18 protein-coding genes are annotated in these 24,227 nt (G+C 63.9%); 7 read left to right on the top strand and 11 right to left on the bottom strand.

What is annotated here, in order from left to right; translation table 11 throughout:
* Positions 1–350 precede the first annotated feature (350 nt).
* Positions 351–2,126: an aspartate--tRNA ligase gene (gene aspS / locus HNS03_RS11755; protein ID WP_367195493.1), complete on the top strand. Its 1,776-nt coding sequence runs from the start codon at positions 351–353 to the stop codon at positions 2,124–2,126.
* Positions 2,127–2,247: 121 nt separating this feature from the next.
* On the opposite strand, the gene HNS03_RS11750 is transcribed toward aspS, so the two are convergent.
* The 8 genes from HNS03_RS11750 to HNS03_RS11715 all read right to left on the bottom strand — a co-directional run bounded on the left by HNS03_RS11750 (position 2,248) and on the right by HNS03_RS11715 (position 11,317).
* On the bottom strand, positions 2,248–2,850 hold the full coding sequence (locus HNS03_RS11750) for a UbiX family flavin prenyltransferase (protein ID WP_367195492.1): 603 nt from the start codon (positions 2,848–2,850) through the stop codon (positions 2,248–2,250).
* A gap of 10 nt (positions 2,851–2,860) precedes the next feature.
* Positions 2,861–4,480, bottom strand: a complete 1,620-nt coding sequence (locus HNS03_RS11745; protein WP_367195491.1) for a hydantoinase B/oxoprolinase family protein — start codon at positions 4,478–4,480, stop codon at positions 2,861–2,863.
* The gene (locus HNS03_RS11740; protein WP_367195490.1) at positions 4,477–6,564 is read right to left on the bottom strand and encodes a hydantoinase/oxoprolinase family protein; all 2,088 of its coding nucleotides are present in this window, start codon (positions 6,562–6,564) and stop codon (positions 4,477–4,479) included. Before HNS03_RS11740 ends, HNS03_RS11745 begins: the two co-directional genes overlap by 4 nt.
* Before the next feature lie 84 nt (positions 6,565–6,648).
* Positions 6,649–7,980 (bottom strand): UbiD family decarboxylase, encoded by a 1,332-nt coding sequence (locus HNS03_RS11735; protein WP_367195488.1) that lies wholly within the window; start codon positions 7,978–7,980, stop codon positions 6,649–6,651.
* The gene (locus HNS03_RS11730) at positions 7,977–8,963 is read right to left on the bottom strand and encodes a branched-chain amino acid ABC transporter permease (RefSeq protein ID WP_367195486.1); all 987 of its coding nucleotides are present in this window, start codon (positions 8,961–8,963) and stop codon (positions 7,977–7,979) included. The genes HNS03_RS11735 and HNS03_RS11730 overlap by 4 nt, the downstream gene beginning before the upstream one ends.
* Positions 8,960–9,838 (bottom strand): branched-chain amino acid ABC transporter permease, encoded by an 879-nt coding sequence (locus tag HNS03_RS11725; RefSeq protein ID WP_367195485.1) that lies wholly within the window; start codon positions 9,836–9,838, stop codon positions 8,960–8,962. Before HNS03_RS11725 ends, HNS03_RS11730 begins: the two co-directional genes overlap by 4 nt.
* Entirely contained in the window at positions 9,835–10,551 is a 717-nt protein-coding gene (locus HNS03_RS11720) for an ABC transporter ATP-binding protein (RefSeq protein ID WP_367195483.1), read from the bottom strand. The genes HNS03_RS11725 and HNS03_RS11720 overlap by 4 nt, the downstream gene beginning before the upstream one ends.
* Positions 10,544–11,317, bottom strand: coding sequence for an ABC transporter ATP-binding protein (locus tag HNS03_RS11715; protein WP_367195482.1), 774 nt, complete (start codon positions 11,315–11,317; stop codon positions 10,544–10,546). The genes HNS03_RS11720 and HNS03_RS11715 overlap by 8 nt, the downstream gene beginning before the upstream one ends.
* Before the next feature lie 106 nt (positions 11,318–11,423).
* Between HNS03_RS11715 and HNS03_RS11710 the strand changes: the two genes are divergently transcribed.
* Positions 11,424–12,689, top strand: a complete 1,266-nt coding sequence (locus HNS03_RS11710) for an ABC transporter substrate-binding protein (RefSeq protein WP_367195480.1) — start codon at positions 11,424–11,426, stop codon at positions 12,687–12,689.
* A gap of 141 nt (positions 12,690–12,830) precedes the next feature.
* Entirely contained in the window at positions 12,831–15,080 is a 2,250-nt protein-coding gene (locus HNS03_RS11705) for a xanthine dehydrogenase family protein molybdopterin-binding subunit (RefSeq protein WP_367195479.1), read from the top strand.
* 15 nt (positions 15,081–15,095) lie between these two features.
* On the opposite strand, the gene HNS03_RS11700 is transcribed toward HNS03_RS11705, so the two are convergent.
* The 3 genes from HNS03_RS11700 to HNS03_RS11690 all read right to left on the bottom strand — a co-directional run bounded on the left by HNS03_RS11700 (position 15,096) and on the right by HNS03_RS11690 (position 17,987).
* Positions 15,096–15,779 (bottom strand): MOSC domain-containing protein, encoded by a 684-nt coding sequence (locus tag HNS03_RS11700; RefSeq protein ID WP_367195477.1) that lies wholly within the window; start codon positions 15,777–15,779, stop codon positions 15,096–15,098.
* A 226-nt stretch (positions 15,780–16,005) separates the two neighbouring features.
* Entirely contained in the window at positions 16,006–16,833 is an 828-nt protein-coding gene (locus tag HNS03_RS11695) for a hypothetical protein (protein ID WP_367195476.1), read from the bottom strand.
* A 104-nt stretch (positions 16,834–16,937) separates the two neighbouring features.
* Positions 16,938–17,987 carry an AraC family transcriptional regulator ligand-binding domain-containing protein gene (locus tag HNS03_RS11690; RefSeq protein ID WP_367195474.1) on the bottom strand — a complete coding sequence of 350 codons (1,050 nt, stop codon included), beginning with the start codon at positions 17,985–17,987 and terminating at the stop codon, positions 16,938–16,940.
* Between the two features lie 479 nt (positions 17,988–18,466).
* On the opposite strand from HNS03_RS11690, the gene HNS03_RS11685 reads away from it, so the two are divergent.
* The 4 genes from HNS03_RS11685 (at position 18,467) to HNS03_RS11670 (ending at position 24,058) form a co-directional block, all read left to right on the top strand.
* Positions 18,467–20,086 (top strand): arylsulfatase, encoded by a 1,620-nt coding sequence (locus tag HNS03_RS11685; protein ID WP_367195535.1) that lies wholly within the window; start codon positions 18,467–18,469, stop codon positions 20,084–20,086.
* A gap of 210 nt (positions 20,087–20,296) precedes the next feature.
* Positions 20,297–21,892: an arylsulfatase gene (locus tag HNS03_RS11680; RefSeq protein WP_367195473.1), complete on the top strand. Its 1,596-nt coding sequence runs from the start codon at positions 20,297–20,299 to the stop codon at positions 21,890–21,892.
* 79 nt (positions 21,893–21,971) lie between these two features.
* The gene (locus tag HNS03_RS11675) at positions 21,972–22,982 is read left to right on the top strand and encodes an HAD family hydrolase (protein ID WP_367195471.1); all 1,011 of its coding nucleotides are present in this window, start codon (positions 21,972–21,974) and stop codon (positions 22,980–22,982) included.
* Between the two features lie 137 nt (positions 22,983–23,119).
* The gene (locus HNS03_RS11670) at positions 23,120–24,058 is read left to right on the top strand and encodes a LysR family transcriptional regulator (protein ID WP_367195470.1); all 939 of its coding nucleotides are present in this window, start codon (positions 23,120–23,122) and stop codon (positions 24,056–24,058) included.
* Positions 24,059–24,227: the final 169 nt, after the last annotated feature.

The raw sequence follows: 24,227 nt of genomic DNA, 5'->3' as shown, positions 1-24,227 counted from the left end.
TTCCATGGACGGCGTCGACGAACCGTCGACCGGGTCCGCATCGCATGCGGACCGAAAACGGGAAAAAGGCGCCACCTCGGATCAGAAGGGCGCCCCGCGTTGCCATATCAGCACGCGACCGCGCGGTCATACACGATCGAATGCCGATCCGCCAAGTCTCGCGTCGGCGTTGCGAGAGCCATGACCTTCGGATTTTATGAGTCCCGGCTCTCATGCTGAAGTGGGCGATCGCGCTTGCCTTGACAAGACACGGCCCGCGTGTCCTGTCTCGCCGCGCTTCTTGAAACAAGACAGAAGGGGCCGCGCGCACGCGCTCGAGACCCCGATCCCTAAGACATCGAGGCGAGTTGATGCACCGGTACCGAAGCCACACCTGCGGCGCGCTGACTGAGGGCGACGTCGGAACCTCCGTCCGCCTTTCGGGCTGGGTCCATCGGGTGCGCGATCACGGCGGCCTGCTGTTCATCGACCTGCGCGACCACTATGGCATCACCCAGGTGGTGGCGGACCCGGATTCGCCGGCCTTCAAAGCCGCCGAGACCGTGCGCGCCGAATGGGTGATTCGCATCGATGGCGAAGTGAAGGCGAGGACGCCGGAGACCATCAACGATCGGCTGCCGACCGGCCGCATCGAGGTTTTCGCACGCGAGATCGAGGTGTTGTCCACCGCGGGCGAGCTGCCTCTGCCGGTGTTCGGCGAGCCGGACTATCCGGAAGACACGCGGCTGAAATACCGTTTCCTGGATCTCCGCCGCGAGACCATGCACGCCAACATCATCAAGCGGTCCCAGATCATCGCCTCGATCCGCCGGCGGATGACGGACGCCGGCTTCATGGAATTCCAGACGCCGATCCTGACGGCCTCCTCGCCGGAGGGTGCGCGCGACTTCCTCGTCCCCTCCCGCCTGCACCCGGGCAAGTTCTACGCGCTGCCCCAGGCGCCGCAGCAGTTCAAGCAGCTGATCATGGTGGCGGGCTTCGACCGCTACTTCCAGATCGCGCCCTGCTTCCGCGACGAGGACGCCCGCGCCGACCGCTCGCCCGGCGAGTTCTACCAGCTCGATATCGAAATGAGTTTCGTGGAGCAGGAGGACGTGTTCTCGGCTGTCGAGCCGGTGCTGCGCGACCTGTTCGTCGAGTTCGGTGGCGACCGGCCGGTGACCGAAAAATTCCCCATGATCCCCTATGCCGACGCCATGCGGCTTTACGGCTCCGACAAGCCGGACCTGCGCAACCCGATCCAGATGGCCGACGTGACGGAGCACTTCGCCGGCTCTGGCTTCAAGGTGTTCGCCCGCCAGATCGAGGCTGACGAGCGCGTCCAGGTCTGGGCGATCCCGGCCAGGACTGGAGGCAGCCGCGCTTTTTGCGACCGCATGAACTCCTGGGCCCAAGGCGAAGGCCAGCCGGGGCTCGGCTACATCTTCTTCCGCGAAGGGGAAGAGGAAGGCGCTGGCCCGATCGCCAAGAACATCGGTCCGGAGCGCACCGCCGCCATCCGTGACCAACTCGGGCTCGAGGCCGGCGACGCCGTCTTCTTCGTCTGTGGCGTGCCGAAGACCTTCGTCGACTTCGCTGGCCGCGCCCGCCAGAAGGTCGGCTTCGACCTCGGCCTGGTCGACGAGGAGCGCTACGAGTTCTGCTGGATCGTCGATTTCCCGATGTACGAGTGGGACGAGGAGAACAAGAAGATCGAGTTCTCCCACAACCCGTTCTCCATGCCCCAGGGCGGGCTGGAGGCGCTGGAGACGATGGACCCGCTCGACATCAAGGCGTTCCAGTACGACATCGTCTGCAACGGCGTGGAGCTGTCGTCGGGCGCGATCCGGAACCATAAGCCGGAGATCATGCGCAAGGCGTTCGACATCGCCGGCTACGGCGAGGCGATCCTGCAGGAGAAGTTCGGCGGCATGATCCGGGCTCTGGAGATGGGCGCCCCGCCGCACGGCGGCATCGCGCCGGGCATCGACCGCATTGTCATGCTTCTATGCGAGGCGGAGAACCTTCGCGACGTGACGCTGTTCCCGATGAACCAGCGCGCCGAAGACCTGATGATGGGCGCCCCTTCGGAGGTGACTCCGAAACAGCTCCGCGAACTGCATGTCCGGCTGAACCTGCCGGAGTAGGGTTCTTACCCTGCTCACGCGAGCCTACTCCGTTCGCGGCCGCGCACGCGCGGCTTGCGGCCGATATGCGGTCGCATGCAGGTCGGTGCGATTCGATAGGGATGGCCTCTGAGGACGGTCTCTACCGTCCTTGCTCCCGCCAGCGGCGGACCGTGCCGACATCGATATCGAACAGGTCGAGCACGCGCCCGACGGTGTGGTCGATCATGTCGGTAAGCGAGTCGGGCTTGGCGTAAAAAGCTGGTACCGGAGGGGCCACGATCGCGCCCATCTCCGTAACCGCCGCCATGGTGCGTAGATGTCCCGCATGGAGCGGGGTTTCGCGCACCATCAAAACCAGTCGGCGGCGCTCCTTCAGCACCACGTCGGCGGCGCGGGTGAGCAGCGTCGAGGTGACCCCCGTGGTGATCTCCGACAGGGTCCGCATCGAGCAGGGCGCCACGATCATCCCCCGGGTCTTGAACGAGCCGCTGGAGATCGAGGCCGCTACGTCCTCGATACCGTGGCAGACATCGGCGAGTGCCTTCACCTCGGCGATCTTGTAGCGGGTCTCATGGGCGAGCGTGATCTCGGCTGAGCGTGAGAGGATCAGGTGGGTCTCGATTTCCGTCTCGCGCAGAAGCTCCAGCAGCCGTACGCCGTAAATCACCCCGGACGCCCCCGAAATCCCGACGATCAGGCGATTGGGTGCGGTCGCTGCGAAAGAGGGTGCGAAGTGTGGCACGGTGGCGGTCTCACGTTCCGGTAAGTTTGCTTGTCACGTAGCCGGCGTCGAGATCGGCGGCGATCTGGTCGGGATCGCGCTCGGAGGCTGGACCGTAGCCGCCTCCGCCCGGCACGTCGATGCGCACGCCGTCACCGGCCGGAATCGGCTGTAGACCTTTGGCCTTCAGCGGAGTGCCGGAGAGCGTTTCCACCTTGCCCGGAGCGCCGGGTTCTCCGCCGTTGCGGCCGCGGGCGGAATTGTCGACCCGGTCGAACACCGCGAACAGCTGGAACGCGCTGTCGTCGATGGTGCCGACTTCGATGCGCTGGCCGAGGCCGCCGCGCCATTTGCCGGCGCCTCCGGTGTTTGGCAGCAGCTCCTTGCGGTGGATCACGATCGGGGCGGCCGTTTCGCAGATCTCAACCGGGATCGAACGAATGCCGCTTGGGAAGCTGGTTGCGGACAGCCCGTCTCGGGTCGGCCGGGCGCCGACACCGCCGGCATTGAAGAACAGGATCTCGAACGGCCGCTCTTCCGCCTTGCCGCGCAACTGCAGACCCCAGTTGCAGGCCGCTCCTTCGGCGGGCACCAGGTCCGGCAGCACTTCCGCCAGGCAGCCGAGCACCACTTCGGGCAGAAACTGACCGATGATGTGCCGCGCGCAGACCGGCGCCGTTCGCTCCACGTTGAGGATCGATCCGACCGGAGCCGTCACTTCGATCGGAGCCAGCGAACCGGCATTGTTGGGTACGTCGGTGGCGATTGCTGCACGGGCGCCATAGCTCGCATAGGCGCGCGTGTAATTGAGTACGAGGTTGATGCCGCGATCGCTGGCATCCGAGGTGCCCTCGAAGTCGATCGAAATGGTTTCGCCCTCGATCGTGAGCGCCGCCACTAGGTCGACCGGCTTGTCGTAGCCGTCGATGCGCATGGCGTTGCGATAGGTGCCGTCGGGAAGCGCCGCGATTGCCGCGCGCATGCCGGCTTCGGAGACCGACAGGATCTCGTCGGAGAGCGCGTCGATGTCGGCGAGGCCGAATTCGTCCAGGGTCGCGTTGAGCCGGCGCGCGCTCACCTCGTTGGCCGTCACGTAGCCGAGGATATCGCCCTCCACTTCGTCGGGGGTACGGACGTTGGCACGGATCAGCTTGATCAGGTTGCGATCGATCTCGCCGCGCTTGGCAAGCGGCAGGATCGGAAGCTGCAGACCCTCCTCGAAGATCGAGCGGCCGTCCGGGCCCATGCCGAGGCCGCCGATATCCACCTGGTGGCAGGTGCAGCCGAAAAAGGCCACGACGCGTCCCCCGCGAAACACCGGCGAGAACACCGTCACATCGTGGAGGTGGCCTGAAACCAGCCAGGGATCGTTGGTGATGTAGTGGTCGCCGTCTTCCATCTCGTCGGCGGGATACTCCGCCAGGAAATGGGCGGCGGCGATCGCCATGGCGTTGACGTGGCCGGGTGTGCCGGTGACGGCCTGGGCAACCATTCGCCCGTGTGCGTCGAACAGGCCGGCGGAGAGATCGCCGGCTTCGCGCACCGTCGGCGAGAAGGCCACCTTCATCAGCGTCTTCGCCTGTTCCTCGACGACGGCGATCATTCGGCTCCAGACGATCTGGCGTGTGAGGGGATCGAGCGTAGCGGTCATGCGTCGGCTCCTTTCGCGGCGGAGCGTTCCAGAATGAGATGGCCGGCGCCGATCACCCGGGCGGTGAAGCCGGTCGGCACCAGGATGGTGGTGCCGGTGTCGACCACGAGGAGCGGGCCTTCGGTGGTTTCCTCGGCGCCAAGGGCGGTGCGGTCGAGCACGCGCGCGGTCACAGTCCTCCCGCTCTGCTCCACGATCTCCCAGCTTTGCTCGGAGATGGACGCGTCGGCTTCGGCGGAGGTGGCGGATGATGCGGCTTCGATCGGAAGTTCCGAGCGAACGGTCCAGGCCAGGATTTCAATGTCCTTGCCCGCGATTGTGCGTCCGTAAAGCTCGTCGTAGCTCGCCGCGAAGGTCGTGCGGAGATAGGTCGCCCCTTCGATCCCGAGACGCTCATGGTCGACCGGCACGGTGATTTCGTGTCCCTGGCCGCGATAGCGCATTTGCGCGGAGACACTGACGCGCGGCGCTTCATGCTCTGCTGCGTTTGCAATCTCTGCGGCGGTGTCGGCTGCGAGCACGTCGATCACGGACAAAGCGGATTTGGCGTCGAAGCGGGTGAGGATCTGGTGCTGCGATCGCGCCTTTTCGAAGGCGACCGGCGCGCGCAGAAAGCCCACCGCCGAGCCGACGCCCGCCGACTGCGGCACGACCACCGCCGCCATATCGAGCTTGGCGGCAAGATCGGCGGCGTGCAGCGCGGCCGCTCCGCCGATCGCGATCAGAGTGCGCCCGGCCGTGCCGTGGCCGACCTCGATGGCGTGTTCGCGGGCGGCATTCGCCATGTTCTCGTTGGCGATTTCGATAACACCGACGGCGGCCTTGTCGGTCGCGAGCCCCATCTTGTCGCCGACGCTCGCCGACAGCGCGCGCTCCGCCTTGTCCCGGGTAAGTTTGACGGTGCCGGCGGCGAACCGGTCGGGATCGAGCCGGCCGAGCGCCAGATGGGCATCTGTTACCGTCGCCTCGCTGCCGCCGCGCCCATAGCAGGCCGGGCCGGGGGTGGAGCCGGCGCTCTGAGGCCCGACGGCGAGGCGTCCAAGCCGGTCGATGCGGGCGATAGATCCGCCGCCGGCGCCCATTTCGCAGAGCTCGACCACGGGGAAGCGCAGCGGCAGGCCGCTGCCCGGCTTGAATCGGTCGATGCGGGCGACCTCCATACCGCGCGCGGTCTGCGGCTTGCCGTCGTCGATGAAGCAGAGCTTGGCGGTGGTGCCGCCGATGTCGAGGAGCAGCGCCTTGTCGATTTTGAGCTCGTTCGCGAGCGAGGCGGCGAAGATGGCGCCGCCGGCCGGCCCGCTTTCCAGAAGCCGGACCGGAAAGCGCGAAGCGGTGGCGATGTCGCACAGCCCGCCGTTCGACTGGATGAGATAGATCGGCGCCGCAATGCCGAGATCCCGCAACCCGGTGTCCAGCCGGCCGAGATAGCGGCTCATCAGCGGTTGAACGTAAGCGTTGGCCGTCACCGTGGTGAAGCGTTCGTATTCGCGGATTTCCGGCGAGACGTCGCTGGAGACGCTCACCGGGACCCCCGGCAGCATCTCGCGCAGGATGTCCGCGGCGCGCTCCTCATGGGCATGGTTGGCGAAGGACTGCAGGAAGCCGATCGCGACAGCCTCCACACCTTCGTTGCGAAGGCTTTCGCCGACGGCACGCACGGCAGCTTCGTCGAGCGGCTTCAGCACCCGTCCGTCGACGCCAATGCGTTCGGTGACGGGAAAGCGCAGTTGGCGCGGCACCAGCGGCAGCGGCTTGTCGACGAGCAGGTCGTACTGGTCGTAGCGGTGCTCGTAGGCCATCTCGAGGGTATCGCGGAAGCCTTCGGTGGTGACGAAGCCGACCTTGGCGCCCTTACGCTCGATCACGGCGTTGGTGGCGAGCGTGGTGCCGTGGACGATCGCAGTGACGGACGTTGCCGGCACTTCAGCGATGGCAAGGATCTCCCGCACCCCTTCGATCACGGCGCGCTCCGGCGCGTCGGTGGTGGTCAGGAGTTTCAAGGAAAATTGGCGCGCGCCATCTTCCAAAACGAAGTCGGTGAAGGTGCCGCCGATGTCGACGCCGATACGAACCTGTTTCTGCATGCCATTTCGTCTGAGGTCGGCGGCCGGGACGTGGCCCGACCGGAATAAGGGGGCGATCGGGCGACCGCCGGTGGAGGCTACTGCCTACGTGCGGGTCAGATACTTGGAGAGATCGATGTCGTCCTCGCCCGGCACGCGCTTGCGCGCGAATTCGGCCTCGCGGCCCCAGGGCATGGTCGCGTCGATCGCGAGTCGTCCCCAGTGGTCCTTGTGGGGGTCGCGGTAGAAGCCGGGGATATCGTTCAGGATCATCGCCCGGGTGTCGGCGCGCCCTCGGGTCAGATAGGCCCACATCACGTCGTCGAGATCGTAGATATCAACGTCCTCATCGACCGCGATGACGACCTTGTTGTAGTCGAGATACGAGCCCATCGCGGCTAAAAGCGCGTGCTTGGCGTGGCCCTCATACTGGGTCTTCAGCTTAATGATGGTGATCATCACGTTGGGCTTGCAGGAAACGTCGAGAACGCCAGGCACTTGGCCCGCCACGTGACGATAGATGCGCGCTGCGGTGACCGCCTCTAGCGGCCGCAGGTCCTCCGGCGAGCCGCACAGGAGCCCGTGGAATACCGCGCCGGGGCGCCAGCTCACATGGGTGACCTCGAAGACGTGGTTGTCGCCGACCTCGACATAGTTGCCCATGAACTCGCCGAACGGGCCTTCCGGACGCCGCTCGTTGGGCAGGATCCGGCCTTCCACCACGATGTCGGCGGAGGCGGGGACCGAAAGGTCGATGGTTCGGCAGCGGCGCATCTCCAGCGGCTTGCCGATGATCTGGGACGCCATCGCAAGCTCGCTGGCCTCGGTGGGCAGTGAGGCGCAGGCGGCCATGAAAATCTCAGGGGGTGCCGACAGGATGAGCGCGGCTTCCAAAGCTTCGCCCTTCGCCTCGGCGGCGCGCTGGTATTTGGCGAGGTCGTGGGTGGTGCCGAGCCGGATGCGTAGCTCCTCGTCGTTCACCTGCATGGCGCGGTGGAAGGAGAGGTTCGGCACGCCGGTGTCGGGATCGTTGGCCAGAAAGATCGCCGAGGTGAAATAGGGTCCACCGTCCCGCCCGTGCCAGGTGATCGCCGGCAAGTCGGAGAGGGTGCCCGTGACGTAATCGTCGTCGCCGGTCTCCACGTCGACCAGTACGTTTTCGGCTCGGCTGGCCAGGCAGGCGTCGGTGAGTTCGATCCAGCGTTCGCAGAAGGTGCGGTCTCCGGCGCCGATAAAGCGCTTCAGTCGATCGTTGCTACCGAAGACATTGGAGATCACCGGGAAATCGGTGCCGCGCACGGATTTGAACAGAACTGCCTGCTCGCCCTCGCGCTGGACCGCCTTGGTGACGGCGGCAAGCTCGAAGGTTGGGTCGACCGCGCGCTCGACGACGGCGAGCTCGCCTGCAGCGGCGAGTTCCGCAATCAAGTCTTTCATGGCGTCACCTCGGGATTGGAGGAGGAGGCATCGTCGGTTGCTTGTTCGCGGCGGCGCAGTCCCGGCGGACGTTCGCCGAACAGCCCGCCCGGGCGGGCATGCAGCACGGCAAGCAGCACGATCGCGATCAGGATGATGCGCAGGGCTCCGGCCTTGCTTTGCCAGTCAGCCGGCAGGGTGGACCCCAGAACCGCACCGCTGGCGCTCCACAACACCCAGACGATCACCGAGCCCACGACCGTGCCGAGATTGTTGCCGGTACCGCCGATGATCACCATCGCGTAGATCTGAAAGGTGAGGATTGGCAGGAAATCGTGCGGGCTAATGAAGCCGGCGAAATGGGCGTAAAGCGCACCGGACACGCCACAGAGCGTCGAACCGATCGTGAAGGCCTCGAGCTTGAAGCGACGGACGTCCTTGCCGAGGCCGGCGGATGCCGTCTCGTCCTCGCTGAGCGCGCGCAAGGTTCGACCCCATGGAGTGGCGGTCAGATGCGCCAGCACCCACCAGATCGCGGCCATGACGAGGACGCAGGTCGCGAGCCACGCCAGGTTGCCGGAGAGCAGGGCAGAGCCGTCGCGGAACGGGCGGGGAATGCCGAACAGGCCGTTGGGACCGTTGGTGATGGCGCCAAGATTGGTGACGGCGATCTGGATGGAGACGCCGATGCCGAAGGTGGCGATCGCGAGATGGTCGCCACCGAGCCTCAGCACGGCGGCCCCGACCAGGTAGGCGGCAATGGCCGATGTGACGCCGGCAGCGACGATTCCGATCGGGACCGGCAAGCCGAAGCCGCCGAGAGAACTCGCCCATTCCGGCCCGGTCAGGATCGCGCTGGTATAGGCGCCGATGGCGAAGAATCCGGCAATGCCGACATTGAACAGGCCAGCATAGCCGAACTGCAGGTTCAGCCCGAGAGCGGCGACCGCGAAGATGACGGCGAAGGTCAGCGAGAAGGCCGTATAGGCGATAAGGTCGATCACGACGCGGCCCTCCCCATCAGCCCGTTTGGGCGGATCATCAAGATGAGGATGATCAGGGCGAACGAGATGACTTGGCGCCATTCGGCGAAGCCGTAATGGACGGCCGCGGCCTCGGCGAGGCCGATCAGCATAGCACCGACCAGGGTGCCGTAGATCGAACCGAGACCGCCTAGGATGACGGCGGCGAGTGCCGGCAGCAGGTACTCGTAGCCAGTTTCGGGCCGGATCGGGGCGAGCATGGTGAGAGCTAAACCGGAAAGCCCACAATAGAAGCCAGCCAGCAGCCACGCGCCGAGCCGGATTCGGTCGACGGGAATTGCGGTGACGGCGGCGAGGTCGGGATTCTCCGCGGTGGCGCGCAGACAGCGGCCGAACGTCGTCCGGCTCATGACGAGATGGAGCGCGTAGATCACCACCGCAGTGGCAATCAGGATCCCGATCTCCGTCGGGGTCAGTCGCACTCCGTAGCCGATATTCTCGGCGATCTCGAGCTCGCGCTGGACGTAGAGCTCAGTTGGGCCGAATAGGAAGACGATCAGGTTGCGGATCAAAAGGCCGGTGGCAAATGCCGCGATGATCAGTGCCGGGCCGCCGCCGCGCGCGGCAAGCGGCTGGAACACGATTCGGCCCGAAAGCGCGGCAATCAGCGCCGCGGCCAGGATCGCGACCGCAGCACCAACCAGGATCTGAATCGGCTCGTTCAAGACCGGAGCGGCGGCGGTGAAGCCGACGAACGCACCATAGGCGCCAACGGTCAGGAATTCGGCGTGGGCGAAGTTCGGGAAGCGGAAAATCGCATAAGCCAGCGACAGGCCGAGCGAGGCGAGGCAGAGGATGGCGCCGACCAGAACGGCATCGACCAGGAGGGAGATCATTTTGTGCCTCCGCCGAGAAAGGTCTCCATCACCGCCGGATCGTCCAGAAGCTCCGATGCGGAAGCGGACAGCCGAACGGAGCCGTCGGCCAGGAGCAAGGCGCGATCGGCGATCTTGAGGGCGGCTTTGACGTTTTGTTCCACCAGCAGGATCGGAACATGAAGTCGAAGCTGCCTAAGGCTCTGGAAAACGAGGTCGACATTGCGGGGCGACAGGCCGGCGGAAGGTTCGTCGAGGATCAGAACACTCGGACCGAGCAGCAGGGCGCGCGAGATCGCAACCATTTGGCGCTGCCCGCCGGAGAGGGCGCCTGCGCGCCGTCGCCCCATCTCCTGAAGATCGGGAAAGAGTTCGTAGATCTCGGCCAAGGTCGGCCCGCGCCCGTTGCGCATGGCGATCGCGAGATCGAGATTTTCGCGCACGCTCATCTCGGTGAAAACGTTCTTCACCTGGGGCACGTAGCCGATACCGGCGCGTGCGATGCGATGGGCCGGCTTGCCGGCGAGATCGCTGCCGCCGCAGTGGATCGCTCCGCCGAACACGGGCGCCACACCTGCGATCGCCTTCACCAAGGTCGATTTGCCGGCGCCGTTGGGACCGAATACGGCGAGGATTTCCGCCGGTGCGAGCGAGAGGGACACCTCGCGCACGATTGGCTGGCCTTTGACATAACCTGCGATCAGCCGGTCGACGGTGAGGGAGGCCTCACGCATGGGCTGCTCCCAGGAAGGCATCTAGAACCCGCTCATCGTTGCGCACCACGTCCGGCGTGCCGTCGATCATCACGCGGCCTTGGGCCATGACGACGATGTGGTCGCAGTGGCGCATGACGAAATCCACATTGTGCTCGACCAAGACGACGGTGATCCCGCGCGTGCGCAGGCGCTCCACGGCTTCCGAGAGGCGCTCGATCATGGCCGGTGCGACGCCTGCGCACGGCTCGTCGAGCAGGATCGCCTTCGGATCGGACATCAGCGCGCGGGCAAGTTCCAGAAGCTTGTGTTGGCCACCGGAGAGCCCGCCCGCCATCCGGTTCCGGTGATCGATCAGCCCGAGTTCTTCCAGGATTGCGCGCGCCGTATCATCCGCCGCCGTTTCCTCTTTGCGCACTGTACCTGGGCGAAACAGCGCATTGGCCAGGCGATCGCCGCTTTGGCGTGGCCGAGCGAGTAGCATGTTTTCCAGAACCGTGAGACGGCGAAAGGGCCGCGGGATCTGGAAGGAGCGGACGAGGCCGCGCCCGAAGATCTCGTGCGCCGGCAGCGTGTCGATCCGGTCTCCGGCAAACAGGATCTCGCCGTCGGAAGGCTTCAGTTCGCCGGCGAGCATGGAGAACATGGTGCTCTTTCCGGCGCCGTTGGGACCGATCAGCCCAGCGACTTCGCCCGCCGGAATCTCGAAGCTGACCCGATCCACCGCCGCCAGGCCGCCGAAATGCTTGCTGGCACCGCGCACGTCGATCAGGGGGGCTGAAGCCATGTGAGAAGTCCCGCTGGCTGGCTAGAATGTCAATTTCGTAGCATCATTGCATACAGTATGCAAATCCCGTAAAACTGCGCTGTCGATAAAGTGGGGAACTGAAAAAATGGGTTTGAAAACCACCTTCCAATTTCTCGCCATCGCCGGTGCTGTCGCCGTGGCGGGATCGGCCCAAGCCGCCGATTGTCCGTCCAAAATCGGTCTCGTTCTGCCGATGACCGGGCCGATTGCGCCGATCGCCGAGGGTATGCTGAAATCGGCCAATCTTGCCGTGAGCCAAGTGAACGAAGCGGGCGGTGCCGCCGGCTGCCCGGTCGAGCTCGTCGTGCGCGACAGCCAGGGCCAGCCCTCGCTCGCCGTGGACGCGGCGCGTCAGCTCGTCGATCTGGAGGGAGCGCGCATCATCGTGGGGGAGGCCTTGTCCGGCACCACGCTCGCCGTCCTCAATTCCGTGACCGCGCCGGCCGGAATCCCGCTGATCTCGCCGACGGCCTCGTCGCCGAGCTTTTCGGAGATCGGCAAGAAAACCGGCCTGTTCTTCCGGGCGAACATCTCCGACGCTCTGCAAGGACTGGCAGCGGCCCAGCATGCCATCGATGAAGACGCGGGTAAGATCGACATCCTCGCCGTGAACAACGACTGGGGTCAGAACCTCTCGAAGGTCTTTAAAGAGAGCTATGAGGCGCTCGGCGGCGAAGTCGGCGAAATCGTGCTCTACACCCCGGACCAATCCTCCTATCGCTCGGAAGTTTCCAGCCTGATCGAGGACGAGCCGGACACGCTGTATCTGATCGGCTATGTCACCGAAGGTTCGCGCATTGTCCGCGATTGGCTGAGCCAGGGCGGATCGCCAGAGCTTCTATTCGCGCATAACCTCAACGACGCGGAATTCGTGAAAGCGGTCGGGGCCAAGTTCCTAGGCGAGGCCGCCTGGCTGACACCGGGTGCGTCGGAAACGCCGTCGCTGGAGAATTTCCGTGCGGCTTACACTGCCGCCAATGACGAAGACGCGGAAGGTCCGGGCCGGGCCAACACCTACGATGCCGTGGCGATCGCGGCTCTCGCCATCGATGCGGCCGGAACCTCGACGGACGGCAAGGCGATTACGGAGGGCATCCGCACGGTGACGGACCCGGAGGGCGAGACCGTGTATGCCGGCGTCGATGGCTTCAAGACGGCACTCGCCGCTCTCGCTGACGACAAAGCGGTGGACTATGTCGGAGCCGTCGGCCCGCTCCGGTTCGACGCCAGCGGCGATATCGCCGGCTCGTTCGTCACCTGGAAGCTCGACGATGACGGCAAGCTCTCCGTGGTCGACGAGATGTCCGTGGAGGATGTCGAGACGCTGCGCCAGAAGCTGCAGGCCGAATAGGGCCGAAACTCGCAAGTCGCGTTGGAACCGTTCCACTTTTCGGCGAATCGTGGAACGGTTCAAAATCAGAGTTTGACGCAAATCCGGAAAAGCGGGTGTCGCTTCTCCTGGGTTGCATCGGTTCGAACACGGGTGTCGGAGATGGAACTGGATCGCTTCCTGGTCGGACGCGGAACCTACCTCGCCGACATCGTTCCGGACGGCAGCCTCTACGCCGTCTTCGTTCGTTCGCCACTTGCTCATGCCCGGTTCGACGGAATCGATGTGGAGGCCGCGCGCGGGGCGCCGGGTGTGGTCGCCGTCCTGACCGCCACCGATCTCGGCGATGTCGCGCCGATCGTCTCGCCGCTCAGCTTTACCGGCGAGGGCGATTTTCTCGCCCCGATCGAGAGGCCGATCCTGTGCCAAGACAGGGTACGCCATGTCGGAGATCCCGTGGCCGTGGTGGTCGCCACGTCCGAAGCGGCGGCGATTGATGCGGCCGAACTCGTCGAGATCGACTACGAGCCGCTTGCGGCGGTTACCAGCGTCACCAGTGCGGTGGATGCTCCGCCGGCTGTGGAGATCGATGCCCTGGCGCCGGGCAACGTGGCACTGCGCTGGTCGTCGAAGGGTGGCGAGGCTGCGGCCCGCGCTTTCGAGGCTGCCGCGACGGTGGCGCGCCTGGATCTGGACCTCTCCCGTGTGGCACCGATGCCGATCGAACCGCGCGGGACGATCGCCTCCTATGACGGCGGGAGCGACCGCCTGACGCTGGAAATTCCCGCCCAGGGGGCGGGGCTCCTCGCCGGGCTGCTCGCAGCCTGCCTGAAGCGCGATCCCGCAACTGTCCGGGTTATCACCCGCGATGTGGGTGGTTCGTTCGGTATGAAGACCTATCCCTATCCGGAATATCTCGCGCTGGCGGTTGCGGCCGAGCGGCTCGGCCGTCCGGTGACATGGATCGCGAGCCGGGCGGAGTCGCTCCAGACGGACACCCAAGCCCGCGAATTGCGTGCCCATGGCGAACTCGCGCTCGATGCAGACGGACGCTTCTTGGCAATCCGTGTGCGTCACGAGGTCGACCTTGGCGGCTATATCTCCTTCTTCGAGCCGCACGTGGCGACTTACGGGCTCTCCAGCGTCGCGACCGGGCTTTACGATATCCCGGCCGCCGACATTCAAGTCACCGGGCACCTGACCAACACGCCCTGGACTGACGCCTATCGCGGTGCCGGCAAGCCGGAGGCGATCCTGGTGCTGGAGGCGCTGGTCGACGAAGCCGCGCGGGTAAGCGGCATCGATCCGATCGCGCTTCGCCGCCGCAACCTGATCGCCCCTTCCGCGCTGCCGTTCCGGACCGTGGCCGGAGAGATTTACGACACCGGCGATTTTCCGGGACGGCTCGATGCTGCGGTTGCCTCGGCCGACACCACAGTGACCGCCGAAACACGGCGGCAGACCGCCCGCGCGCGCGGCCAGTTGTTCGGTCGCGGTGTCTCGCTCTGGCTCGACACCACCAGCGCCGGCCCCGTGGACCTGGCGCGGCTCGTGCTCGATGCGGACGGGCGGATGACGGCGACTGTCGGAAGCCAGGACACCGGACAACGCCATAAGGCCGCTTTTTCCGCAATCGTCTCCGACAAGACAACGCTTGCGCTCGACGTACTGCGTCAGGGCGATTCCGTCGACAGTCCGGACGGCGGCGGCACCTATGGCGCCAAGACCATGGCGGTGGCGGGCAGCGCGGTGGCCAATGCCGCCGATGCTTTGATCGAAACGGCGCGGACCCGAGCCGGTAAGCGTTTCGGTGTTTCCCCCGATGACGTGACGTTTGAGCAGGGCGATCTGTTCGTGCCGGGCACCAACCACCGGATCTCGCTCGTCGCCCTGGCGCGAGAGGAGGGCGGCCTGGCGGCGGAAGCGACCGGCGGTGGGGCGACCACCTATCCCAATGGCTGCCATCTCTGCGATGTCGAGATCGATCCGGAAACGGGACGTGTGGAGGTTGTCGGCTACGTCGCCGCCGACGACTATGGCCGTATCCTTGACCAAACGGGGCTCGTCGATCAGCTCGTCGGCGGCGTCGAGCAGGGGCTTGGCCAAGCGATCCTTGAACGCGTCGGTTTCGATCCTGCCGATGGCCAACTTCTAACCGGAAGCCTGATGGACTATGGCTTGCCGCGCGCGGCCGATATGGCCGCAATGCCTCGTGTGGTGCTCACGGAAGAGCATCCATGCACGACGACGCCGCTTGGAACCAAAGGGGTGGGGCAGGCCGGAGCGATCGCCTCCGCCGCGGCGATTTTGAACGCGGTCAACGACGCGCTCGCCCATGCCGGCGCGTGCCCGATCGGTGCGCCGACGACTCCACTAGCGGTGTGGACCGCGCTGCAGGCTGCAGACCGATAGGCCGCCCCGCGAGGGCTACTTTCCCTCCAGTCGGGCGCGGGTGTCTTCTGCCGGTGCCTTCTTGGCGATGCGATCAAACGCCTCGCGCCAGCCGTCCGCGAGCTCCGGCAATTGGGAAAGGTGCTCCGCGGCGTCCCGGTCGATCCGTCGCGTCAGGCGCGCTTCAGTAACGGCCTTGAGCGACCACTCCGGACAGGGACGCTCCTGGAGCGTGATCTCGTCGCCGGCTTGGATATGACCAGGTTCAAGCACGCGATAGTACCAGCCAGTACGTACCGACTTCTGGAACAGAAAGGCCATCCGCTCCTCACCGGTATGGGCGGAAAGTTTCCAGCACGGCTGCCGGCCTTGGCTGATCTGCACCGTTGCCGTGCCGAGCGTGAAGATGTCGCCGATGCAGAGTCGGTCCTCGGTCAGCCCGAACGTGGAAATGTTCTCGCCGAAGCCGCCCGGCCGCAAATCGTCTCGGCCGAGTTCGTTTCGCCAGTCGGCGTAGTGGTCGCTGGCATAGTGATGAACCGCTTTGTCCGGACCGCCATGCACGGTGAGATCGGCCTGGCTGTCGCGGCGAAAGCCGGTCGTGGTGAGCTCGAGTCTGTCGGCGGTCGTGGTTTTACCGATTGCCGACGGTGGCCGTTCCGGCCAGCGAGTTTCAACGCGTCCGATATAGAGCGCTTCGATGGTTGCGCGCAGTGTCATGCCAGCTCCTGCCTCCCGATCGGGATCCGCACGGCTCCCGGTTTTTGATCAGATAGCTGGGCGCTGGTGGCGTTGTCGACGTTGCAGATCGCCGCTGTTCGAGAGCATTTTCAGGCGAAGCCGAAACCGGTTCGCACTCCGGAAGCGTATCAAAACAGGGGCTTCGAGCCGTTCTGCGATCCAGAGAAAGCGGAACGGCTCTGATACTGCGTCCGGGCGGAACGCCCTAAAATTTGAACGAAGCGCCGATGATCGGACCTTGGATGGTCACATCGAACTCGAACGGTCCGTCCTGGTAGTCGACCCCGAGGGCGCGATAGCCGGCGAGGGCGGAAAAGCGGTCGGAGACGTCGTAGCCGACGGCCCCCAGCAGGTCCCACGCAAAGTCCGAGGAGCCACCGCCGCCGAGCGCTGATCCCGTGAGATAGAAGCGGTCGGACAGGTCCACACGGCCCTTGATGCCGCCCATGGCGTCGACCCACGTCGCGGAGTCTTTCGCACCACGGCCGTTGAGCAGGCCGCCGTTAAAGGAAAGCTCGTTCCGGACTGACCAGACGCGCGCACCTCCGACCACATCGAGGCGGACATTTGAAAGATCCAGAACCGAATAACCGGCGAGCGCTGTCGCTTCCATCGTCGTCGAGCCCAGGCTGACATTGTCGACGATGACGCCATGGGCAGAAGTCTCCTTGGTGGAGAGCTTCAGATAAAGAAGATCGGTGCTCAGACTGAAGCGGCCGTGGCGCGCCACGCCCGCCGCCATGACGGAGAAGTCGAGCCCATCCATGATGTCGGAAAAACTCATATCGACGTCGACGCCCGGCGCCCCGAACGAAGCCACGGTGCCCGTCATGCCGGCCGCCCAGAAATAGGGGGCCACACTAACCTGCCAGCCCGGTTCGGCCACGGCATCCGGTGACCAGTCCGGCTCTGTGGCTCCGGTTTCAAGATCTGCCGCCCGCGCTTCGCCGACATGCGCCATCCCGACCGTGAGGGTCCCCATGGCGAAGGCCATGACCAGCGCTTTAAGATCGAATCGAAACGATTTTTCCACGCTGTTTCCTTCCTTTTGAAGCTCCGGCGGCCTCATGTGCTGATCCTCGATCGGCCCTAGTTGATATGCCGTCGTTTTGCTTTGCATTAGGCGTCAACCTGCGGTTAGGCGCTTGCGTGACTGGGGATAAGCGGCGCATTGGCAAGGCGATAGGCCGTCGGCGAGACGCCGGTCCAGCGCTGAAAGGCGCGAGTGAAGCTCGGATGTTCCTGGTAGCCGAGCATTAGAGCGATTTCGACGACCGCCAGATCGGTTTCCCGCAACAGGCGAATCGCGCGGTGGTGTCGTGCGCCGTCAACGATCTCGCGATAGGTGAAGCCTTTCTGCCGAAGCCGGCGCTGCAGGCTCTGAACGCTCAATCCGGTAATCCGTGCGGCCCCTTCGATATCGGTGTCTCCGTCCATGAGGCGGAGGGCCACGACGGCGGAGAGGGAGCGGGCCGGCTCCGGTGCCGCTTTCAGAAGGACGTCCGCCACGACCTCCCGCAGGGTGACGATGCGCTTGTAGGCGGCAGGAAGCAGCTCTCGCCGCGCTGCAAGGTCTTCCTTTCGAAGCGCGATACCGACTCCGTGGCATCCGAAACGGATCGGGATTTGCAACCGCTGTTCGATCAGCGCAGCGTCCGGATCGCGAGCGTAGTTCATCTCGATCCATTCCGGCGTCCAATCGCGTCCGAGATAGTGGCGAACAAATTCCAGCATCGGCGGAAGGATATGGTCGCTGTGCTGGTGGTTGGTCGCCTTCAGAGGCGGCGGCACATACTGCCACAGAACATGGCGCTCGCTTGCGACAAGCTCCATCCGGCAGTCCGATTGATGCGTGCCAATCGTTGCTATGCTTCGTCGCAGCGCGTCACCGAGCGTAGCCGCCAGGATGCTATGCTCGACCCAGAGCCCGAAGCCGCGATGGGTCATCCGCTCTCCGACCTCAAAGCCGAAGGTCCGATCGCCGAGCAGCGAGCCGGCGCGTCCGAAGACCCGCATCACGGCATAGACGGGGAGGAGCGTATGCGGGGTGTCGATCGTCTCGATCGAAAGTCCCTCGCGCTCGAATGTCTTGAAGAGCGCACGTTCGCCGACGCGTTCCCGAAGCAGGTCCGGCAGCGAGCCGAAGCCCGCAGCGCGCGTCAGAGCGACCGAGTTGGAATATCGCATCAACGTCCCCGCGTTTGACGCAAAATATCAAGCACCAACTGCAACTTTTGGGCAATATCCGGCCGAAGACAATCAAAATGGCAAGTGATGGGCACGGACGTGCCTTTGGGTGGGGACGGTCGCCATTTTTAATCCCAAAACGAGCACCTGACACGCGAGCTGTCATGGCCTTGCGCCCCTGAAGCGAGAATTGGGGTGCTGCGCAGCCTGGCCGGCGTTCGATATCGATCAGAAGTTGATTTTATGGAGCTTTCGCGACTTTAGGATTACAATTCGACATCGGACGCCAGCGGGACCGACCGACAGGGCCGCACGCGGTGAATCGAGCGTCGCACGCCCAGGCCACGGCACTCTGCCCGAATGCCCGTCCGAAGTCGCCCCCTAGTTGTGAGGGGTGGCCAAGTCCGGTCGGAGCAAGCCTTCGATCCAACACAAGGAGACGTTTGATGAGGGGACTAGTTGCTGCTGCGGTGGCGGCGATGGTGGTCTCTGGGCCAGCTTGGGCTCAGGATGCCTCGTCCACCGAGACGGCGGATAAGAAACCGAACATTCTCTTGATCGTGTCCGACGATACCGGTTGGGGCGATCTCGGCCCCTATCTCGGGGGCGTGGGCCGCGGCATGCCGACGCCGAACTTCGATGAGCTTGCCTCCGAAGGCATGATCTTCACCAACTTCTATGGCCAGCCGAGCTGTACGCCCGGCCGCGCCGCTATCCAGACCGGCCGTATTCCCAACCGGTCCGGCATGACCACGGTCGCCTTCCAGGGGCAAGGCGGCGGTTTGCCCAAGGCCGAATGGACGCTCGCCTCGGTCCTGAAGGAAGCCGGCTACAAGACCTACTTCACTGGCAAATGGCACCTGGGCGAGGCGGACTATGCGTTGCCGAACGCCCAGGGCTACGACGTGATGAAGTATGCCTTCCTCTACCATCTCAACGCTTACACCTACGCGGACCCGAAGTGGTTCCCGGCGATGAGCGACGACCTTCGCGAGATGTTCCAGAAGGTCACTACCGGCGCTCTCTCGGGCAATGCCGGCGAAGAGGCCAAGGAAGTCTTCAAGGTCAACGGCGAATATGTCGACACCCCAGACAAGGGTGTGGTCGGTATTCCGTTCCTCGACAAGTATGTCGAAGAGGCGGCGGTCGAGTTCTTGGAGGATGCGGCCAAGACGCCCAACACGCCCTTCTACATCAACGTCAACTTCATGAAGAACCACCAGCCGAACATGCCGGCGCCGGAGTTCGAGCATAAGTCGATCTCGAAGTCGGATTATGCCGACGCCGTCGTGGAGCTGGACACCCGCGTCGGCAATGTCCTGAAAAAGCTGGACGATCTCGGCCTCGCCGACAACACGCTGGTGTTCTACACCGTCGACAACGGCGCCTGGCAGGACGTCTATCCGGATGCGGGCTACACGCCGTTCCGAGGCACCAAGGGCACGGTCCGCGAAGGCGGCAACCGGGTTCCAACCATGGTGCGTTGGCCCGGGCACGTGAAGCCGGGAACGCGCAGCGACGATATCCTCGGTGGTCTCGACCTGATGGCGACCTTCGCCTCTGTCGCCGGCGAAAAGCTGCCGGAGAAGGATCGCGCCGGTGAGCCGATCATCTTCGACAGCTACGACATGACTTCTGTCCTCGAGGGAACAGGTCCCTCGGATCGCAACGAGTGGTTCTACTTCACTGAAAACGAGCTGTCGCCCGGCGCGATCCGCTCCGGCAATTTCAAGTTCGTCTTCAACCTTCGTGGCGATGACGGTGCGAGCACGGGCGGTTTGGCGGTGGACACCAACCTTGGCTGGAAAGGGGCCGAAAGCTACGTAGCCACCATCCCGCAGGTGTTCGACCTCCTGGCCGACCCGCAGGAGCGTTACGACATCTTCATGACCACCTTCACCGAAAGCACGTGGGCCACGGTTCCGGCCAACGAAGCATTGGCGAAGCTGATCAAGACCTATGTCCAGTATCCGCCGCGCAAGCTGCAAAGCGAGACCTACACGGGCCCGATCACGCTGACCGAGTACCAGAACTTCAAATGGGTGCGCGAACAGCTCGCCAAGGACGGCGTCAACATCCCGATGCCGACCGGCAACTAACCGGTTTGCCTCGACAAGACCGACCGGCATCTTTGCGGGTGCCGGTCGAGCCGTATGCTCTGTTTGGTTGAATTGAATTTTTCTTGGGACTATCCTTCGTTTCATAGTCGCGCACCAAGAAAAAAGCGACCGCCAACAGCGAATGCAAGGAAGGCCGCACGCGGCCCAATAGAGAAAATCTTGCATCGCGAGGGATCAGAGGGAACGTCGATGAAGCAGTGTCTCGTGGCTGCCGTTGCAGCATTTTCACTTGCCGGGCCGGTGCTGGCGGAAGAAGATAAGCCGAATATTCTCGTCATCTGGGGCGACGATATCGGCCAATCCAACATTTCGGCCTATACGTTCGGTCTAATGGGCTATCGGACGCCCAATATCGATCGGATCGCCCATCAAGGGATGATGTTTACCGACTACTATGGCGAGCAGTCCTGCACGGCGGGCCGGTCGTCTTTCATTACCGGTCAGTCGGTGTTCCGCACGGGTCTTTCGAAAGTCGGGCTACCGGGTGCGGAACTCGGAATGCGCGAAGAAGACCCCACGATCGCCGGCATGCTAAAGGCGCAAGGCTATGCGACTGGCCAATTCGGAAAGAACCATCTCGGCGACCGCGACGAGCATCTGCCGACCAATCACGGTTTCGACGAGTTCTTTGGAAATCTCTATCACCTGAACGCCGAGGAAGAGCCTGAGCATCCCGATTATCCCGGCGATATGATCCTTCCGAATGGCCAAACCTTCCGCGAGCAATTTGGTCCGCGAGGCGTAATCCATTCCAACGCGATTTACGTGGATGGCGCAATCAGGCAGGAGATCGAGGACACGGGCGCGCTCTCGCGCGAACGGATGGAAGTCGTGGACGACGAGACTTCCGACGCTGCCATCGACTTCATCCGCGCGCAGAACCAGGCGGGAAAGCCTTGGTTCGTCTGGTGGAATGGAACCAGAATGCACTTCCGCACCCATGTTTCGCCGGAGATGCAGGCGCGGGCAGACGACATCGCCGGCAAGCCCGTCGACCCCTATACGGCCGGCATGATCGAGCATGACATGGACGTGGGTAAGTTCCTCGATGTGCTCGATGAACTGGGCATCGCGGACAACACGATCGTGTTCTACTCAACCGACAACGGGCCGCACATGAACACTTGGCCCGACGCGGCCATGACGCCGTTCTGGAGCGAAAAGAACACCAACTGGGAGGGCGGCTGGCGCGTGCCGGCAATGGTGCGCTGGCCTGGTCACATCGCGGCCGACACCGTGACCAACGAAGTCGTCCACCACATGGACTGGTTCCCGACTTTTGTTGCCGCTGCCGGCGACCCGGAAGTCAAGCAGGAGCTCCTGGATGGCTTGTCGGTGCCGGAGCTGGGCCGCGAGTACAAAGTGCATCTCGACGGTTACAATATCCTGCCGCTCCTGACCGGCGAGAGCGAGCGGAGCCCGCGCCGCGAGATCTTCTATTTCACCGACGATGGCGACTTGTCGGCGCTTCGCTTCGGCGACTGGAAGATGGTGTTCCTGGAGCAGGAGCGGTGGGCCACTTTCCGTACCTGGATTCAGCCGTTCACCGAACTGCGGGTGCCGCTGATGTTCAACCTGCGGCGCGACCCCTACGAGCGGGCCTATCGAACCTCCAACACCTACTATGACTGGCTGCTCGATCATGCCTTCATGCTGGTTCCGGCCCAGCAATATGTGGCCAGCTTTCTTGCCACGTTCCAGGAGTTCCCGCCGCGGCAGAAAGCAGCGAGCTTCACGCTCGAGCAGGTCATGGACAAGCTGACCGTGCCCAACGTCAACCAGTGATTTGATGGATCGCGGTCGGCTGTCATCTCGGCTGACCATCGCAGCCGAGATGAGACACCTTGGTAAGGAAGGATCAAAGATGTTCCGTCTCGCTCGCCGTTTTCGACCGGCGGTTTTCGCTTTGACCGTCGTCTCTCTCGGCGCCGGGCCCGTGCTGGCGCAATCCGATCCGCTGCCCTCTTGGAACGATGGGGCCACCAAGTCGGCGATCGTGGATTTCGTCAACGCGGTGACCACGGAAGACGGGCCGAATTTCGTCTCGCCGGACGAGCGCATCGCCGTCTTCGACAATGACGGCACGTTGTGGGCGGAACAGCCGGTCTATGTGCAGCTCTTCTTCGCCTTCGACCGGATTAAGGCGCTTGCGCCGGAGCATCCGGAATGGAAGACGCAGGAGCCTTATGCCTCGATCCTGAAGGAGGATTTCAAGACTGCGCTTGCCGGTGGCCACAAGGCGATTGCCGAGATCGTCGCCGCGACCCATGCCGGACAGACGACGGATCAGTTCGCTGAAGAGGTCGCCGCCTGGTTTTCCAGCGCGGAAAACCCGGCCAAGAAGCGGCCGTTCTCCAAGATGAATTACCAGCCGATGGTCGAACTGCTCGCCTATCTGAGGGCGAACGATTTCCTGACCTTCATCGTCTCCGGCGGTGGCATCGACTTCATGCGGGTGTTCTCCGAGGATCTTTACGGCGTGCCGCCGGCCCAGGTCGTTGGCTCGACCGGCAAGCTGACGTTCGAGATCAAGGACGGCGCGCCGGTGTTGGAAAAGTTGCCGGAGGTCGACTTTGTCGACGACGGTCCGGGCAAGCCGGTGGGTATCCAGATGCACATCGGCCAACAGCCGCTCATGGCGTTCGGCAACTCCGACGGAGATCTTGAGATGCTGCAGTATACCTGCCTGGCGCCGGGCTTCAGCTTTTGCGCCTTTGTCCATCACACCGACGCCGAAAGGGAATGGGCCTACGACCGCGACTCCGATGTTGGCAAGCTCGACAAGGGGCTGGACGCCGCATCCCAGAACGGTTGGACCCTGATCGATATGAAGGACGACTGGAAGACGGTGTTTCCTCCCGAAGGCGGAAACTGACGTATCCGACATTTCATCTGCGTCGCCCCGACGGTTGAACAAGCTCTTCGCAGTCCGACAGAGCGTTGGCACGCGACGTGCGCCGCGTCCCGAAGCGGTGTCATCGCATTGTGGGATACGCCTGCTAGCCTTGCCTCTTGCGCGCGGTAGACCTCGCGCAGGAGGGAGCGGGTGCCGCAATGCGAACGACGATTAGCCAGCTAAGGGTTCTGGAGGCGGTGGCTCGAACAGGTAGCTTTTCAGGGGCCGCGCGGGAGCTCGGCATCACCCAGCCGTCGGTTTCGACCCAGCTCAGAGCCGTCGAAGGGCAATGTAAACTTAAGCTGATTGCACGCGATGGCCACAAAATTCGTGTCACGCGATTCGGAGATACGGTTCTTCCGAAGGTGCGGGCGCTCCTGACGATTATGAACGAGATCGAAGATCTGCTCGAAGACGAGCGAAGTTTGAAGACGGGCGCCTTGCGGCTAGGCTATTCGACGGACCAATTCGCGATGCCGGTGATCAGCCGGTACATGGGTGCTTATCCAGGTATCAAACTCGAAACGCGATGCATGGCGTCGCTCGACGTGGTTAGCCACCTTAAGAAAGGCGAGTTCGACGCCGCCTTTATCACGGCGAAGGAGCCGCCGGACGGTCTAACCGTGGAGCGGCTGAGGACCGACCGGATTGTTTTGATGGTCCCCGCGGACCATCCATTCGCCGCGCGCGGCCAAATCGGCTGGGGTGAGCTTGCGCGCTGCGCCATCGTCTGTCGGGAAACCACCTCCGGCACCCGGATTATTTTCGAGACGGCGGCGAAAGACAGCGCGGTTCCGCTGCAGCCGCTGATCGCGCTTGGCTCCTGGCAATCGATGCGGGCAGGGGTGCTTGCGGGAATGGGGGTCGGCGTCGCGCTTGCCGGCGAACTCGACGAAAGCGATCGGATCAAGCCTGTGGAAATCGACGACCCGGGTCTTTGGGCCTCGCACTATCTCGCGTGCCTGCCGGAAATGCGCGAAGCCACGGCTGTGGACCGCTTCTTCGACGTGGCGTCCGGCTTTCGTGACGATGTGATGACGGACCGTAAAACATAGGCAGAGCCTATAAATTTTAAGATTTCATCAAGTTGTTACATGACGTGGGCATCCGCAGGGGACGCGAGCCGAGCGCGGAATGAGGAAAACGGGAGTCGGTATTCCGTCCGCATCCCGCTCTGATGTTCTGAATCGATCGCGTCTTACGATTTCGGGCCATGAAGACCCG

Origin of the sequence: Amorphus sp. 3PC139-8 (genome assembly GCF_040750475.1) — a bacterium.
Classification (GTDB): domain Bacteria; phylum Pseudomonadota; class Alphaproteobacteria; order Rhizobiales; family Amorphaceae; genus Amorphus.
Note: the sequence above shows the minus strand (reverse complement) of the source record. Positions and strands in the feature narration are given on the sequence as shown.